10 protein-coding genes and 3 pseudogenes are annotated in these 17775 nt (G+C 56.1%); 5 read left to right on the top strand and 8 right to left on the bottom strand.

The window, feature by feature from the left end; translation table 11 throughout:
- Positions 1-36: 36 nt before the first annotated feature.
- The 3 genes from GKR98_10030 (at position 37) to GKR98_10040 (ending at position 2447) form a co-directional block, all read left to right on the top strand.
- Positions 37-480, top strand: coding sequence for a DUF1178 family protein (locus GKR98_10030; GenBank protein ID QMU58499.1), 444 nt, complete (start codon positions 37-39; stop codon positions 478-480).
- Positions 481-484: 4 nt separating this feature from the next.
- A complete protein-coding gene (locus GKR98_10035; protein QMU58500.1) occupies positions 485-1135 on the top strand; it encodes an SDR family NAD(P)-dependent oxidoreductase in 651 nt (216 codons plus the stop codon).
- A gap of 76 nt (positions 1136-1211) precedes the next feature.
- A complete protein-coding gene (locus GKR98_10040; GenBank protein QMU58501.1) occupies positions 1212-2447 on the top strand; it encodes an aspartate kinase in 1236 nt (411 codons plus the stop codon).
- A 290-nt stretch (positions 2448-2737) separates the two neighbouring features.
- On the opposite strand, the gene betA is transcribed toward GKR98_10040, so the two are convergent.
- The 3 genes from betA to GKR98_10055 form a co-directional block, all read right to left on the bottom strand.
- Positions 2738-4393 carry a choline dehydrogenase gene (gene betA / locus GKR98_10045; GenBank protein ID QMU58502.1) on the bottom strand — a complete coding sequence of 552 codons (1656 nt, stop codon included), beginning with the start codon at positions 4391-4393 and terminating at the stop codon, positions 2738-2740.
- A 20-nt stretch (positions 4394-4413) separates the two neighbouring features.
- Positions 4414-4992, bottom strand: a complete 579-nt coding sequence (gene betI, locus GKR98_10050) for a transcriptional regulator BetI (GenBank protein QMU58503.1) — start codon at positions 4990-4992, stop codon at positions 4414-4416.
- A 97-nt stretch (positions 4993-5089) separates the two neighbouring features.
- Positions 5090-5728, bottom strand: coding sequence for a glutathione S-transferase (locus tag GKR98_10055; protein QMU58504.1), 639 nt, complete (start codon positions 5726-5728; stop codon positions 5090-5092).
- Positions 5729-5948: 220 nt separating this feature from the next.
- Here GKR98_10055 and ptsP point away from each other — a divergent pair, with 220 nt between their 5' ends.
- Entirely contained in the window at positions 5949-8204 is a 2256-nt protein-coding gene (gene ptsP / locus GKR98_10060) for a phosphoenolpyruvate--protein phosphotransferase (protein QMU58505.1), read from the top strand.
- Here ptsP and GKR98_10065 read toward each other — a convergent pair.
- Positions 8201-9580: an MATE family efflux transporter gene (locus GKR98_10065; GenBank protein ID QMU58506.1), complete on the bottom strand. Its 1380-nt coding sequence runs from the start codon at positions 9578-9580 to the stop codon at positions 8201-8203. The two genes, ptsP and GKR98_10065, sit on opposite strands and share 4 nt — an antisense overlap.
- A 118-nt stretch (positions 9581-9698) precedes the next feature.
- On the opposite strand from GKR98_10065, the pseudogene GKR98_10070 reads away from it, so the two are divergent.
- Positions 9699-12904: pseudogene (locus GKR98_10070) on the top strand (reductive dehalogenase).
- Between the two features lie 90 nt (positions 12905-12994).
- On the opposite strand, the pseudogene GKR98_10075 reads toward GKR98_10070, so the two are convergent.
- The 4 genes and pseudogenes from GKR98_10075 to GKR98_10090 form a co-directional block, all read right to left on the bottom strand.
- Positions 12995-14119: pseudogene (locus GKR98_10075) on the bottom strand (gfo/Idh/MocA family oxidoreductase).
- Between the two features lie 146 nt (positions 14120-14265).
- Positions 14266-15321 (bottom strand): TIM barrel protein, encoded by a 1056-nt coding sequence (locus GKR98_10080; protein ID QMU58507.1) that lies wholly within the window; start codon positions 15319-15321, stop codon positions 14266-14268.
- A gap of 10 nt (positions 15322-15331) precedes the next feature.
- Positions 15332-16144, bottom strand: a pseudogene (locus GKR98_10085) (hypothetical protein).
- A gap of 11 nt (positions 16145-16155) precedes the next feature.
- A complete protein-coding gene (locus GKR98_10090) occupies positions 16156-17766 on the bottom strand; it encodes a family 43 glycosylhydrolase (GenBank protein ID QMU58508.1) in 1611 nt (536 codons plus the stop codon).
- Between the last annotated feature and the right edge of the window lie 9 nt (positions 17767-17775).

Consider the following 17775-nt stretch of genomic DNA (forward strand, 5'->3'; position numbering starts at 1 on the left):
TCTTGCGCACCCTGACTGCATTGGAAAATTGCACCGATGATCCGTTTCGCGCTAAAATGTGAAAACGACCACCAGTTTGAAAGCTGGTTTCAGTCGGGCGATGCGTTCGACAAGTTGCACAGTGCAAAGATGGTCGACTGTCCGATGTGTGGGTCGTCTGCTATCAAGAAATCCTTGATGGCACCGCGCGTTTCGACGCCGCCGAAAGGACAGGATGCGCCGACCCTGCCGACCCAGGCCATGGCAACCGGTCCCGACCCGAAGTTGCAGGATGCGTTGTCGAAATTGCGCACGCACGTTGAGGCAAACTCGGAATATGTGGGCACGAAGTTTGCGGATGAAGCGACCTCGATGCACCTGGGCGATACCCCGCAGCGTTCGATCTATGGTGAAGTAAAGCCTGAAGACGCCAAGAAACTGGCCGAGGACGGTGTGCCTGCCCTGCCCTTGCCGTTTATTCCTAAGCAGAAAACGAACTGAGCCAATGGATACGTTGATTACCGGTGCTAATCGCGGCGTCGGAGCGGCATTGCGTGAAGAGATGATGTCGCGCAATCATGCGGTGACCGGAACCCATCGCGGCGACACCTCTGATGGTTGGCTGCATCTGGACGTTACGAAGCCGGACGACTTTGAAACCCTCAAGGGTTTCTATGACAACCGTTCGTTGGACTGTCTTGTGTGCAACGCAGGCGTTTACCTTGAAAAAGGCCAGTCGATTGATACAGGATATGCGCCGGACCTTTGGGCAGAAACGTTTGCTGCAAATGTCACGGGCGTTTTCTTGACCGTTCAGGCGTGCCTGCCAGCTTTGCGCCGCGGCACCGAGCCCCGGATAGCGATCATGTCCAGTCAGATGGCTTCTGACGTTCGGGCACCGGGTGGATCTTACATTTATCGCGCGTCCAAGGCCGCTGCTTTGAATTTTGGTCGCAACCTGGCAAATGATCTGCGGTCCGAGGGAATAGCCGTTGGAATTTATCATCCGGGCTGGGTGCAAACAGATATGGGTGGTGGGGCAGCTGAGATCACCGCGTTGGAAGCCGCCAAAGGGTTGGCGGACCGTCTTGAATTCCTCGATATTGAGATGACCGGTTGCTTTCAGACCTGGGACGGACGTGATCACCCGATGTAGTTGCGGCCAATGCGCTCTTGCCCTGTGGTGGGCGATCTTTTAACAGCACTTCGTAAGTTAAACGGACCTGCCCTTTATGCCCCTGTTGGTCATGAAATTCGGTGGAACCTCGGTTGCCACCCTGGATCGCATCCGCCGCGCTGCCAAGCGCGTGGGGCGCGAAGTAGCCAATGGTTATGACGTGATCGTCATCGTTTCAGCGATGTCGGGCAAAACCAACGAGTTGGTGGGCTGGGTTGAAGAGACATCGAAATTTTTCGATGCGCGCGAGTATGATGCCGTCGTGTCGTCGGGCGAGCAGGTGACTGCCGGGTTGATGGCACTGACACTGCAGGAAATGGATGTGCCTGCGCGGTCCTGGCAAGGATGGCAGGTGCCATTGATGACCAATTCGGCCCATGCCTCGGCCCGGATCGAGGAAATTCCGACCGACAATATCAACGCGAAGTTCGACGAAGGCATGAAGGTGGCTGTGGTCGCCGGGTTCCAGGGGATAAGCCCTGAAGGTCGGATTGCGACGCTGGGTCGCGGTGGATCAGACACGACCGCCGTGGCCTTTGCCGCCGCATTCGGGGCCGAAAGGTGCGATATCTATACCGATGTTGACGGCGTTTACACGACAGACCCGCGGATCACGTCGAAGGCGCGCAAGCTGGACAAGATCGCGTTTGAAGAGATGCTGGAACTGGCGTCGCTTGGGGCAAAGGTTCTGCAGACGCGATCGGTCGAACTGGCGATGCGATTTAAGGTGCGTCTGCGGGTGCTATCGAGTTTCGAAGACAATGACGACACTGCAGGCACGTTGGTCTGCGACGAGGAGGACATCATGGAATTCAATGCCGTAGCAGGGGTGGCCTTTAGCCGCGATGAGGCGAAGATGACGTTGTTATCTGTCGCTGACCGTCCGGGCATTGCGGCCGCGATCTTTGGCCCGCTGGCAGATGCTGGCGTCAACGTGGACATGATCGTGCAAAACATCTCGGAAGATGGGCGCACGGATATGACCTGGTCACTGCCTGTCAATCAAATTGACCTGGCGGAACGGGCCATGGCATCCGCAAAGGAAAGCGGCGAGATCAATTTTGCCGAACTGGTGACGGATGCTGATGTCGCAAAAATCTCGGTTGTTGGGATTGGGATTCGCAGCCATGCGGGTGTAGCGTCAAAGATGTTCAATTCACTGCGTGACGAAGGCATCAACATCAAAGTCATCACGACATCCGAGATCAAAATTTCAGTTCTGATCGACCGCAAATACATGGAACTGGCCGTGCAGGCGCTTCATGACGCTTTTGAGTTGGAAAAAGCCTAAGCCCGACGAATAATCTTGATTTCCCCGCCTTCGGCGGCGACCCGCAGGGGGCTCTGCCCCCCTCGCTTACGCTCGTCCCCCGGAGTATTTTGACCAGAAAGAATGCTCAGGGCGAAGGTGCCCCGCTGTGAGGCACCTTCTAGAGATAGCCTTCTCTCTGGGCGGTCATCGGCGCTCCCGTCTGTACCGCAGATACAATTTGACTTAAATTTACTTTCTTTCTGGTTAAAATACTCATGTCACAACACTGAAAAATGCACACCGTTGAAAATCTAATCTTTCTATCAACATCAACGCTGGCTGGACTGCCAATCTGGATGAATCCAGACACGGGCGTCGTCTGGTGGTAGGGGAGTTCCCAGTATATGGGCACTGGCTTTTTCACCCACCAGAATGGATGGACCGTTGAGATTGCCATTGGTGATCTGGGAAAAGATCGAGCTGTCGGCCACCCGCAATCGATCAACGCCGATCACGCGACATTCAGGGTCGACCACAGCCATAGGATCGCTGGCTGCACCCATTTTACAGGTTCCGCAAGGGTGATAAGCGCTTTCCGCAGTATCGCGGATGAAGCTATCAATGGCTTCATCGCTTGTTGCTTCCGCGCCGGGCTGGATCTCGTGAGACACATACGGCGCGAAAGCCTCTTGTTCGAAAATCTCTCGCGTCAGTCGGATGGCCTTACGGAAATCGACCCAATCTTGATCGGTGGACATATAGTTGAACCGGATAACCGGCTTTTCGACTGGATCAGACGATCTGAGAGTAATAGCCCCACGGGACGGGCTGCGCATTGGGCCGACGTGTGCCTGAAAACCATGACCTTCGGCGGCAACTTTGCCGTCGTATCGCACTGCGAGCGGCAGGAAGTGGTATTGAATATCCGGATACTCGACCCCAGCACGCGAACGAACGAACCCGGCGCTTTCAAAGTTATTCGAAGCTCCGAGTCCGGTCTTTGTGAACAACCATTGCGCGCCCAGGAGCCCCTTTCCAATCAGGTTCCAGTATTTGAAGAGCGTGATCGGCTGGCTGGCGGCCATCTGAAAATAGACTTCGAGGTGATCCTGAAGATTTTGGCCAACACCCGCGCGATCCGCAACAACGTCGATGTTGTGTTCGGCGAGATGCGCGACAGGGCCAATACCCGACAGCATCAGCAACTTGGGGGAATTTATTGACGAAGCCGAAATAATGACTTCGCGACGGGCTTTGACTGTTTTGACTTCTGTGCCTTGCTGAATTTCAACGCCTGTTGCGCGACCGTCCTCGATCACGATCCGGTGCGCCAACCCGCGGACAATTGAGCAGTTTTTACGTTTTAGCGCCGGACGCAGATAAGCATTGGCTGTGGACCAGCGGCGACCGCGCCATACGGTCTGTTCCATCGGGCCAAAGCCTTCCTGCTTTTCTCCGTTGTAGTCATCGGTCGTTTGGTAGCCCGCCTGTCGGCCGGCATCCACGAAGGCATGATACAGTGGATTTGCGCGTTTTCCGCGCGTCACATGCAGCGGACCGGTCTTGCCACGCCACTCTGGATCGCCTCCATGACCACCATCATGCCAGGATTCCATGCGTTTGAAATATGGAAGGACATCGCTAAACGCCCAGCCGCTTGCGCCCATTTGTGCCCATGTGTCGTAATCCCGAGCATGGCCGCGTACGTAGACCATGCCGTTGATAGAGGATGAACCGCCAATGACTTTGCCGCGTGGCGTGTGAAGTGACCGTCCACCAAGGTGGGGTTCAGGCTCTGAAGAGTATCCCCAGTCATAATGGGACATATTCATTGGATAGCTGAGCGCTGCGGGCATTTGGATGAAAGGGCCCATGTCCGTGCCGCCAAACTCGATCAAGAGTACTGAATGCCCTGCTTCGCTCAATCTGTAAGCTATCGCGCATCCAGCGGAGCCTGCGCCAATTATGACGAAATCTGCTTCCATTGTTGTACTTCCCTATGCGCTCAGTTGTGAGAGATGTTTTTTTCGATGGCGGACATGACAATTGCCGTGGCCTCGGCACCTGCGGGCAACGATTTTGCCAAACCATATTGCAGATAGAGCCCATCAATCAGGGCGGCTGCGAGATTGGCCAGTTCATCAGCCTGGGACCCGGCGATCGGTCTTAAAGCGTGCCGTAAATTTGAGCGATGTCTTTTGGTGTAAGCCCTGTGAAGTCGGCCAGCTTCAGCCGAAGACAGGGCGTGGACATAAAAGTTCAGCCAGGCACTGACAGTGTCGGGCTTGAAGTTCGGGGCAGAAAATCCAGCACTGACGATGGCTTCCAAACGGTCGCGTGGCGTTCTGGACCTTTTCAAACCAGCACGAACCTCGGCGGCGTAGTCGGCCATGATACGGCGCATGGCTGCCAGTAGAATCTGGTCTTTGCCACCGAAATAGTGATGAGCGAGGCCGCTGGAAACACCAGCGCGGCGTGCGATCTGACTTACTGTTATGTCCAGCGACCCGGCCAGACCAATCTCGGTAATGGTTGCGTCGATCAGCGCGGCGCGGCGCAATGGTTCCATTCCAATTTTGGGCATGATTTCTCACCTAGTTCAGCCCAAATCTGGTAATTTATTTTTGATTGACTCGTCAATCAAAAAAATGACGATTTTGCGTGCCCCAAAACCAGAGGCTTTAAGGCAAGGGAATCTCATTTACGAAATGGGGCTGATCGTAACCACGCTGAACGGCGGGTCGTTTGGCAAGGCTTTTATACCAGCGGCTTACAGATGGATATTTTGACAGATCGGTTTGATGCCACTCAAACCGCGAAACCCAAGGCCAAATAGCCATGTCGACAATCGTGTAGGTGCCCCGCCCTGCCCCGACGACGTAGTCGCGGTCTTGCAGCCGATCATCCAGGACTTGATAAAGTCGGGCCCCTTCCTTGCGAAAGTTAGTTTCCGCAGGCTCGCCCAATGGATTTCCGTATTTGGCGAATTGATGAATGCGGCCAAGCGCTGGACCCTGTGCCGACATCTGCCACATCAACCATTCCAAAACATGTGGGCGATCTTCTGGTGCGCCCAGAAATCTGCCTTCACGCTCGGCAATCCAAAGCATAATCGCGCCTGACTCCATAATTGACTGACCCGAAGCGTAATCGTGTACCGCCGGGATTTTGCCGTTTGGAGAGACCGCGATGAATTCGGGTTGATGTTGTGCGCCCTTGCTCAGATCAATTCCGATGGATTTGTATTCGATGCCAAGTTCTTCCAACAAAATAGACACTTTGCGCCCGTTGGGAGTTGTCCATGTGTAAAGATCGATCATCCGAGCCTGCTAAACATTTGTTGCTGTATAAATAACTGGCACTCTATCGTCTTTTGGCAAGGGCTCATTCCATCAAAGGCACCGATTTACAGGCATCAGACCTGCACTGGGATTGGCTTGGTCCCCCGGCTGCGATTAAGCATTTCGTTTAGGATCGTGGTGTGGTCTATTTAGGTCAACTGCGGAGAAACCGCGGGAGGCTCGGGGCGGTTCTGAAATAATGGCGAATCCTTCGGAAAGCGAAAGCCGCAAGCTACTTGTCAGGCTTCGTGAGACGCTGGCGGAAGACAGCGCCGGGCAAGCCCGATTGGATCGGATTACGCATCTGATCGGCAATTCTATGATGACCGAGGTTTGCTCGATCTATCTGTTCCGCGATGCCGAAACTCTTGAATTATGTGCGACGGAGGGATTGAACCCAGACGCAGTTCATCAGACGCGTATGCGGTTGGGCGAGGGGCTGGTCGGCCGTGTGGCGCGCAGTGGGCGCATTGTGAACGAAGCCGACGCCCCTTCCGCTAAGGGTTTTCGGTTCATGCCGGAAACAGGGGAAGAAATTTTTTCGTCATTCTGCGGTGTGCCTATTCAGAGGCTGGGCGAGAAACTGGGGGTTCTGGTCGTTCAATCCAAAGAAGCCCGGGCTTTTTCAGATGACGAGGTTTATGCACTGGAAGTTGTGGCCATGGTACTGGCCGAAATGACGGAGTTGGGTGCCTTCGTCGGCGAAGGCGAAGCACTGCGAGCGCGACATACGCTACCGGCCATGTATCGCGGTGGGATCGGACAGGAAGGTTTGGCCGAAGGCAATGTCTGGCTACACGAACCGCGCGTGGTGGTTTCGAACCCGGTTGCGGATGATCCGGACGCTGAATCGGATCGGTTGCGGGCGGCGGTAAACGATCTGCGGATGTCGGTCGACGATATGCTAAAGACGGTGGCCTCGGATGGTGCGGATTCCGATCAGCGTCAGGTCATGGAAGCCTATCGCATGTTCGCGAATTCGCGGTCCTGGCTGCGTCGGATGGAGGAAGACATCGCTGCTGGATTGTCAGCTGAGGCCGCCGTGGAAAAAGAACAATCGGCAGCGCGAAGCCGTATGAGCCAGGTGCCCGATGCCTATTTGCGCGAGCGGCTTCACGATCTGGACGACCTTTCCAACCGGTTGCTGCGGATACTGACCGGACAGGGCAAAGACACCGGCGCGGAGATGCCAGAACACGCGGTATTGGTGGCCCGCAACATCGGCCCTGCAGAACTGCTGGAGTATGGACGCAAGTGTTTGCGCGGCATCATTCTGGAACAGGGTTCGGTTGGAAGTCACGCGGCCATCGTGGCACGCGCCTGGGCTATTCCGCTGATTATCAACGCCAAGGACGTCACTGGCGAGGCTTTGAACGGTGACCATGTGATGGTCGACGCCGAACAGGGCATTGTTCATTTGCGCCCGGACGACAATGTAGCAAGTGCATTTCGCGACAAGATCGCGATGCAGGCCAAGGCGCAGGAACGCTACGCTGATTTGCGCGGACTGCCGGCACAAGCCAAATGTGGAGCGACGATTTCACTGCATATGAACGCCGGATTGTTGGCCGATTTGCCGTCTCTGGAAGGTTCCGGTGCCGAGGGCGTCGGTCTATTCCGTACCGAGCTGCAGTTTTTGGCCCGCAACAAGGTTCCGCGGCGCGGTGAATTGTCAGCCATCTATTCGCGTGTGCTGGATTCGGCCAATGGGAAACGCGTGATCTTTCGAACGCTGGATATCGGGTCAGACAAGGTGCTGCCCTATATGAAGCGCGAAGACGAACCAAATCCAGCGCTTGGCTGGCGGGCTATTCGAGTGGGCCTAGACAAACCCGGGGTCATGCGCATGCAGTTGCAAGCATTGATCCGGGCCGCAAATGGTCGACCGTTGACCGTTATGTTCCCCTTTGTTGCCCAATTTGAAGAGTTCAAGGCAGCGCGTCAGCAAGTGCTGAACGAAGTCGAGCGAGAGCGAAAACTTGGCCATACTTTGCCGGAAAAGGTGGAAATCGGGGCCATGCTGGAAACGCCAAGCCTGGCCTTTGCTCCGCGCCAGTTTTTTGAAATGGCCGATTTCATTTCCATCGGCGGCAACGACCTGAAGCAGTTCTTCTTTGCAGCTGATCGCGAGAATGAACGTGTTCGCCGCCGCTATGATACGTTGAACGTCAGCTATTTGACCTTCATTCAGCAGATTGTTGGACGGTGTAACAGCACGAAAACTCCATTAAGTTTTTGTGGCGAAGATGCGGGGCGACCTATCGAGGCCCTTTGTTTGTCGGCCATTGGATTGCGGATGCTTTCCATGCGCCCAGCGTCGATCGGGCCGGTCAAACACCTGTTAAGACGGGTAAATCTGGAAGAAGCGAGAGAAGTGATCGCCAAGTCACGTAACGATGGCCATCAGTCCGTGCGCGGCAATGTCATGGAGTGGCTCAGAACGCAGACCGATTAGGAAGTCTGGCTGGGCTTTGCGTGGCGCATCCAGAACCGGCTTTGAAGCAGAACGGCAGTGATCGCCAATCCAAGGGACAACCCCAGCCATATTCCTGCGCCATCAAGCCCAAACACGAAGCCCAGCAAGTAACTTGTGGGTACACCAACAACCCAATAGCCAATGGCTGCCATGATCATCGGCACCATCGTATCTTGCACGCCCCGGAGCATTCCAAGCGCCATAACCTGAGCGGCGTCTACCAGCTGGAAAAGCGCTGCTACTCCAAGCAGAATGGCCCCGATGGCAAGTATTTCTGCCCGGTCCGGGTCTGTTGGATCGATGAAAGCTCCGATCAACAGGTTCGGGAACATCAGGAATACGAAGATCGTAACCACCACTGCCCCGCCTGACACCAGCAGCGCCGATTGAGACGCTAACCGGAGCGTCTGGTGATCGCCACGCCCCCATGCGCGCCCTGCCCGCACGGTGATGGCCTGCGACAGCCCAAGGTGGATCATGAAGGTTGCCGACGCGATTTGCAGAGCAATGCCGTGGGCGGCCAGCGAGATCGTTCCAACCCAACCCATCATGATCGAGGCTACGGCGAAGAGACCGACCTCGGACAGAAGAGTCAGACTAATCGGCCAGCCGAGCTTAAATACGCTGAAAAGTGCATCCCAATCAGGGCGGTGGAAGTTCTGGAAAAGCGTGTATTTGGGTGTGCGGATCAGCGCATAGGCACAAAGGAAAAGCGCACCAAGGATATGGCCGATGACCGACGCTATTGCGGCGCCTTCGACGCCAAGCTCGGGGAAGCCCCAATTTCCAAAAATCAAAGCGTAGTTCAACGCAACGTTAAGAACCGTCGTCGCCAAAGTCGCGTAGAGAACGATGCGGGTGAGTTCCAACGCCGAAAGATAGCTTCGAAAGACCATGACGAGAAGCGCCGGCATTAGGCCGAACGCTATGATATCCATATATTTTCCCGCAAGTTCACTGATAAGCGGCTCTTGACCGATGGCCAGGAAAAACTCTTCAAAAAACAGAAGTGGCACGGTCAGAACTGCGCCAAACAGAATGGTCAGCCAAAGACCCATGCGAGTAACGCGGCGGACCTGTCGGTCATCGTCGGTACCTGCTGCACTGGCCACCATGGGCATGACGGCGATAGCGAAGCCCGAGGCGACGATGAAAACAGTAAAAAATGCCGGACCTGCAAGCGAAACGGCGGCAAGGGCAGAAACGTCGTACCAGCCCAGCATCAGCGTATCAGTGACTTGAATGGCCACTTGCGCAAGCTGACTGCCCACGAGCGGAAGCCCGAGTGCGATCAGTGCACGCGACTGATTGGCCAGCGTGGGAACTGGCCGGTTTTGAGTTTCGGCGGTCGACATGAGAATCGCTATACGCCTGCCCGTCGCGCGGAGCAATTCCCAATCATATTCGCATTTGGCTATGGAAATGCGCAGCGAGCTATCGACCCCGTTGGGAAATCATCTTAGCTTCCAACTCATGAGGATATTTTCCGACAAGAACCGGCCTGTTCATTTGGGTCCATATCCCTTGGAGCGATTGTCACGCGGCACAAAATTTAGTGTCGACGGACTACCCCGGTTCGAACAGTTTTCGTATCATCGCACTGAAGCAAGGCAGTCCATAATCAACGCAATGACTGACCATCAGGCAATGATGGATACCATTCGAGATGGGTTTGTGAACAAGAGCCGTGCGACTGTGACGGATGATCCGGTTGAGCGGGCAAACCATTTGAAATCATTCGCGTATTTTAGCGACGCGGATACGGCTGGCATTGGACGGATGCCGAGGGGGGCTGTGCTGGAAACGCCTTATGGCAACCCGGATATCGCTGCTTTGGCTGAAGCCCTGAGGACCAGGCAGACCAAAACTTTGGCTTCGGGCATCGATATGATCATGGCCGATCTGAAAGAATCGATGCAGGCCAAACCCAGCGGCATTGATGGCCATGACCATGTGATGGTGGTGATCAACCAGGCCCCTCGCGCGCCGCGTCCGAATGAACCCGGAACTGAGTGGCTGGAAGGTGCCGCGGGACATGTCGCTCATTTGCGAGCAACCGAAACGGCGGTCGTTTTGGCGAACTATATTCGCCTGCTTGGGTGGCGCGCAAAGGCGCATACTGCAACCTCGTCAGAGATCGACCTGAACCATGTTGCGGTTGCGACTGGATTAGCGACTGTGGAAGATGGCGCGCTGTGGGTTCCCTACCTTACGAACGGTTTTGGACTGGCGGCAATTACGACTGATATGCCATTGGATGTTGATGCTCCGCTCTTGCAACGACGTGAGCAGCCCAAGTTCCGCACCGAAGGACCGGCCTGGTGGGTGGGGGCGGGTTTCCGCAAAAGCGCTTTGACATCAGACCCTTACAGAAAACGAAATTTTGCCGACGGGCCGCATCCGTTTGAGACCCTGAAACGAGTGGACGACCCGACGACCTATATTGACGAACCAAACGTTGCACGGGTTCCCAAGCGTACCGACATGTTCGCGCGCGCGCAGTTCGGTGATATGGGGCCAAAACTGCAAAACGGTGCCAAAGGCGGATACTATGCGCGCAAGGCGGCACCTTCGATGGCGCAAAGGCGCATGTTGGGTGCGTTTGTCTTTCTGCAGGACGGGCCAGTCGAAACCGACACGCAAGTTCAAGTGGACACCGTTGATATTGCAAAAAAATTAAGGCCGCAACCTATTTTCTGGGTGTCGATGCCGCCGGTCTAAGCCGGTGCCCGGAATGGAGCTGGTATTCCCACGACGCTACCGGGGCACCATTGGATCCACCCCATGATCAGGCAATCTCGATGATCGTTGATCAGGGATATGAAACGATGGAAGGTGCCAGCGGCGACGACTGGATTTCGGTCGCTCAATCTATGCGGGCCTATCTGCGCTTTTCTCTTTTGGGAGGCATAATCTCTAAACAAATCAGACGGTTAGGGTATAAGGCAAAGGCGCATACGGTTTTGGACGGCGAAGTGTTGCAGCCACCGCTGTTACTATTGTCGGGGCTGGGAGAGGTCAGCCGGATTGGCGAAGTGATCCTGAACCCGTTTCTGGGACCACGGCTGAAATCCGGCGTGGTGACAACTGACTTGCCCTTGGCCCATGACCGGCCGATTGACTTTGGACTGCAAAAGTTTTGCGAGTCCTGCAACAAATGCGCCCGCGAGTGCCCTTCGGGCGCGATTACCGCCGGTCCAAAGCTGATGTTCAACGGCTATGAGATTTGGAAATCCGACAGCCAGAAATGCGCAACCTACCGGATCACCACTGAAGGTGGGGCGATGTGCGGGAGGTGCATGAAAACCTGCCCTTGGAATTTAGAGGGGTTGTTTGCAGAAAAACCTTTCCGTTGGGCCGCGATGAATATGCCAAGTGCAGCACCCGCACTTGCGAAACTGGACGATGTTGCCGGGCGTGGCGGTTTGAACCCGGTGAAAAAATGGTGGTGGGACATAGAGTTAGACGAAAGTGGTGGTTATCACGCGGCCAAGGTTCCGGCCAATGCGCGGGATTTGCAACGCGATTTGGATCTGAAATACGAGGACCAGACTTTGGCGGTTTACCCGGCAAATCTTGCGCCCCATCCTTGGCCCTATCCTTTCCCTATGGACCGCGAGGCCGGAATTTCGGCCTATGAAAACCTGATCAGCGCCAAAGACCACCGCGCCAAATCCGAAGCTGGTGAGACTGCCCATGTTCACAAGTATTCAGGTGATGGCACAAGTCCGGTTGTGCGGGTCAACGTCAGCAAGGTTGAAAATCTCACGGCAGACATAACAAAATATGAATTCACCGCTCTGGACGAAAGCGATTTGCCGGAATGGTCGGCGGGCGCGCATCTGGATGTGGTTGTAGCCCCTGAATTCCTTAGACAATACTCGATGTCCGGTCATCCGATTGATCGAAAACGTTATCAGATTGCTGTCTTGCGTGAAGACGAGGGCCGAGGGGGATCGGCGCTGATGCACCGGATATTCTCAGAAGGACGCAAGGTCTTCGTTTCACAGCCGATCAACCATTTTCCACTGGATGAAACTGCCAGCAAAACCTTTCTGATGGGCGGTGGTATTGGGATTACCCCGATGGTGGCGATGGCCCATGAACTGCACGGGCTTGGCGCTGATTTTCAGTTGCACTATTCGGTGCCGACCCGAGCGGCAGCGGGATTTCTTGAGGATATTCAAGGCTTTGAATGGTCTGAAAATCTACGCCTGCACATCTCGGATGAAGACACGCGCGCCGATTTGGCCAACATATTCACCGAACCCGGCAAAGATACCCATGTCTATGCCTGTGGTCCCGACGCCTTTATGTCAGCCGTAGTTGATGCTGCGCAGGGCGCGGGCGTGCCAGAAGATAATTGCCATATCGAGTATTTTTCGACCCCGGATGTGCCGGAATATGAGAACCACGACTTTACCCTGAAGTTGATGAAGTCTGGCCGGGAAGTAATTGTTCCGGCTGATAAATCCGGAACCGATGCATTGGCCGACGCGGGCATTCAGGTGCCGGTAAAATGCTCAGATGGTATCTGTGGGGTTTGCAGTTGCGGGATCGTCTCGGGCGAGGTCGAACACCGTGATTTCGTTCTGTCAAACCGCGAGCGGCAGACCAAGATGATCCTTTGCCAATCCCGCGCTGCGGACCCGGACGGGGTGATCGAAATCGATCTTTGATCGGCTCGAAACACCCTGTCTGTATCGCGTCGGTATCATGTCGGTATTACGTCGGTGGACCCGAACGGTGCTGATACCTTGCGTTAACTCTTAGAGTTTCAGTCCAACCCAGGCGCCGTTGCGGTTGGAAGACCGCACGCAGGCATCGACGAAGGCAACCCCGATGACACCGTCATTGATATCGGGGAACGCTACATCGCCAGACACTGGCACGCCCGCCCGGCGGGCATTGATGGCTTCCGCCGCTTCTGCGTAGATCGTGGCAAAGCCTTCCAGATAGCCTTCGGGATGGCCGGGCGGAATTCGCGTGACGCGATTGGCGGCATCGCCTGCCCCGGCACCACCCCGTGTCAAAAGGCGCTTTGGTTCGCCAAAAGGCGTGAACCACAGATAGTTCGGGTCTTCCTGGCTCCATTCCAGCCCGCCCTTGTCGCCATAGACGCGAAGCTTCAGGGCGTTTTCATTGCCCGGCGACACCTGGCTCGCCCAGAGCATGCCCTTGGCCCCACCAGTGAACCGCATCATGACATGGGCGTTGTCGTCCAACTGGCGGCCGTCAACAAAGGTTGCCAGATCAGCAGACAATTCCGCCAGTTCCAACCCGGTCACAAAAGAAGCGAGGTTGAAAGCATGGGTGCCAATATCGCCGATGCACCCCCCGGCCCCGCTTTATTTGGGATCCGTGCGCCATTCGGCCTGTTTCAACCCGCTGTCTTCCAGTTTGTCACTCAGCCAATCCTGCGGGTATTCGGCCTGAACCACACGCACCGTGCCAATGTCGCCTGCGGCGACCATGGCGCGGGCCTGACGGATCATCGGATAGCCGGTGTAATTATGGGTCAGCACAAACAGCGCGTCAGATTTGGCCGCTGCCTTGGCCAGAGCTTTGGCCTCGGGCAAGGTCGCGGTCAGGGGCTTGTCGCAGATGACATGGATGCCACGTTTCAGAAACTCTTTGGCAACTGGGGCGTGCATGTGGTTCGGCGTCACGATGGCCACCGCCTCGATGCCCGACTTCAGGCGCGCCTCGCGCTTGGCCATTTCGGCAAAATTGCCATAGGCACGGGCGGGATCAATTCCGAAATCCTGCGCCGAGGCCAGGCTTTTCTCAGCCGTCGACGAAAAAGCCCCGGCCACAAGCTCGAACCGGTCGTCTATTCGGGCTGCAATGCGATGCACCCCGCCAATGAAGGCATCCCGCCCTCCGCCAACCATACCAAGCCTGATCCGATCTGTGTTGCGCCGTTCCATGTGATCCTCATCATCTTCTTTTTGGTCAAAAATACTCCGGGGGAGTCGCCAAAGGCGACGGGGGCAGCGCCCCCGGCCGGGGTGGGTGGGCGGGGCCCACTCACAAAACCTTAATCCAATCCCAACATTCTACGATTGCCTTCGTCATCTGTGCCGCCATCGGCGAAATCATCAAAGGCCCGTTCTGTGACGCGAATGATATGATCCTTTACAAAGGCCGCCCCTTCGCGCGCGCCGTCTTCGGGGTGCTTCATTGCGCATTCCCATTCGACAACCGCCCATCCGTCAAAATCATATTGTGTGAGTTTCGAAAACACCGCACGGAAGTCGACCTGACCATCGCCCAGCGAGCGGAAGCGTCCAGCACGATCTACCCAGGACTGGAACCCGCCGTAGACACCTTGTTTACCGGTTGGATTTAACTCGGCGTCCTTAACATGGAACATGCCGATGCGTTCGTGATAAATGTCAATATTCGCCAGATAATCAAGGTGTTGCAAAACATAGTGTGACGGATCGTAGAGCATCATCGCCCGATCATGATTGCCAACACGCTCCAGGAACATCTCGTAAGAAATACCGTCGTGCAGATCTTCGCCGGGGTGGATTTCGTAGCAAACGTTGACGCCCATTTCGTCGGCGTGGTCCAGGATCGGACGCCAGCGCGCGGCCAGTTCATCAAAGGCCGCTTCGACCAGACCCGCCGGACGCTGTGGCCATGGGTATACATATGGCCATGCCAGCGCGCCCGAAAACGTCGCGTGCGCGGAAAGTCCCAGATTGCGGCTGGCGGTCAACGCCTTCTTGACCTGATCCACAGCCCATTCCTGACGCGCGCCTGGGTTGCCGCGCACAGCTTCGGCGGCAAATCCGTCAAACGCCTGATCATAGGCCGGATGCACGGCGACCAGTTGCCCTTGCAGGTGAGTCGACAGTTCGGTCACGGTGATGCCGTTCGCTGCGGCCTGACCTTTGAATTCATCGCAGTAATCTTTTGACGCTGCGGCCTTGTCCAGATCGAACAGATTGCCATCCCAGCTTGGAACCTGCACACCAATGTAGCCCGCATCGGCCGCCCATTTGGTCATGGTGTCCCATGAGTTGAACGGCGCATCGTCACCGGAAAATTGCGCCAGAAATAGCGCGGGGCCTTTGATGGTTTTCATGTCTGTTCTCCTATTCAGGGCATCGATAGCGCACAAATGCAAAGTGTTGGCTGTCAGGTGACCACGATGGCACGTTAATCGTGCCTTGCCCGCCAAGCAATGTTGTGATCCGGCGCGAGGCGCCGCCGGTTTGGGGCATCAAGCGCAGTTCGACCTGTTTGTTTGCGGGATGACCTTTGGTGCCGGGGGGATAGGCCAAGTAGACAACGTGTTCGCCGTCAGGTGACGGATGGGGAAACCAGTTCACCCGGGTGTCGTGGGTCATTCGTACGGGTGTGCCGCCGTCCACGGTAATGCGCCACAAATCGACTGTGCCGTCACGTTCGCCGTTGAACCAAATCCAATGGCCATCGGGAGTGTAATCCGGTCCGTCGCAATGATCGAAATCTTGGGTCAGTTGTTTTTCTTCGCCGCCGGTGATGGCAGTGGAATAGACCTGAAAACTATCTTCCCGCTTGGCGGCATAGGCGATGCGGCCGCCGTCCGGGGACCACCCATGCCAATAGGATGGCCCATTTGGCGTCAGAAGTCGGGGCGCGCCGCCCTGGGAGGGCAAGAGATATATCCGACTTTCGCCGGTTTCGCTGCGGTCCTAAATGACGATCTGGCTGCCGTCAGGGGAAACGCCGTGATCGTTGTTCAATTGGTCGAGATTGCCGGTATCGATGTGTTCCAGGGCCGGGTTCGCCAGATCCACGCGGAAAAGCTGGCCATTGCCGTTGACGATCTGGTGTGATCCGTCAGGCGACCAGTTAGGGGCTTTGATGATGTGATCCACTTCAAGGACCGGCTGCACCGATCCGTCCGAAATGTTGCAAATCATCAATTCGCTGATCACGCCGCATCCGTCGGACTATAGGAGAACTGGCTGAAGTGCGCTTCGCCCGCGCCGCCCGAGGTGTCATAGGCCACCATGCCAACATAGGCCCCAGTGAACGAAGCATGTTCGCCGCGCCCGCCCTCGTCGGAGATGACGCTGGCATCTAATATCGGGCCGACAGGAGTCCAGTCGCCATCGCCGATGGCGTAATAGAATTGCTGGGTTGCATGGTCGACTTCGACGGCCAGGCGCACGGGTCCGTCGGGCACTGGAACTGGTGCATCAAGGGGATGCGACAGGGCACCGTTCGGCCAGTCGCCGGGGCAGCTTTGAATGGTGAGCGCCTTGCCAATACCCGGCTCGTTGGTGACCAGAAGGGCGTGAAACTTGGAGCGATTGTAGTAGGTCGTAAGGCCCGAGGCGTGCTGGTAGGTGATCGGATCAGTTTCGAGCGTGGTTTCGGCGCGATACTGGAAGTGCTGCTGGCGACGTGCGACCAGAGATTGCTCGAACCAGCTGCCGATGCTTTCGCGGCCTGTCAGCGTCAGTTTACCGTCCCTCTGACGGAAAAGTCGGTCAGGCTCTGGTGTGCGCAACCACTGGAAATCATGGTGTAATTTGTCGCCAGAAAAATCGTAGTGACTGGCCTCAGGTGCTGGACCGTGCAAGGTATGAGGCACGTTTTCGCGCGCCAGCAATCCGCCGTGTTCCAGATAGAGCCAATCGTCGTCTTTCCAGACGCATTTCTCGATCCCGGTTTCGCGGCCCATTGGGCTGAAACGGCCGGTTCCATCTGGTCCCGGTATCGGACGGCCCATGAGGAATGTATGCCAGACCTCGCCGTCGGGAGTTTCGACAATCTGGCCGTGACCGGTGCGTTGGATCGGATGGTCGGGTGCGTCCCTGGCGGACATCAGAAATTTGTTCGGATGCACCTCGTAGGGCCCGTCGATGTTCCGAGACCGGGCCATTGTCACGGCATGGCCATATCCGGTGCCACCTTCCGCCGTTGTCAGGTAATACCAACCGTTTCGTTTGAATATATGGGGGGCTTCAGTCACGCCCCGGTCGGTTCCTTCGAAGATATTTGTGACCTTGCCGATGAGACCCTGCTCGGGGTCCCATTCCTGTAAAAGGATGCCATCAAAGCTGTTGTGGGCCGGATTTCCGCCGGTGCCGTCGCCGCGGTGGTTCCATTGCATATTCACAAACCACTTGCGGCCATCATCTTCGTGAAACAGGGACGGATCAAAGCCCGACGAGTTCACATACCAAGGATCAGACCAAGTGCCGTCGATGGTTTCGCAGCAAGTGATGTAGTTGGGCGAGTCTTTGAATGCTCCGTCCAGTCGCTTCATGTCAGTATAGACCAACCAGAACTTTCCGTCCGCGTAAAACAGGCACGGGGCCCAGACGCCACCGGAGTCCGGATTGCCGCGCATGTCCAGAAGTTCGGCGCGGTCCAATGGGGCCGAGGCAAACTCCCAATTCACCAGGTCGGTTGATTTATGGATGCGGACGCCAGGATACCATTCAAACGTCGAGGTGGCGATGTAATACGTATCCCCGACCCGCCAGATGGACGGATCGGGGTGAAAACCCGGGAGGATTGGGTTCTTAATCATCAAGCGGCC

The sequence above is a fragment of the Boseongicola sp. genome (assembly GCA_014075275.1).
Lineage (GTDB): Bacteria > Pseudomonadota > Alphaproteobacteria > Rhodobacterales > Rhodobacteraceae.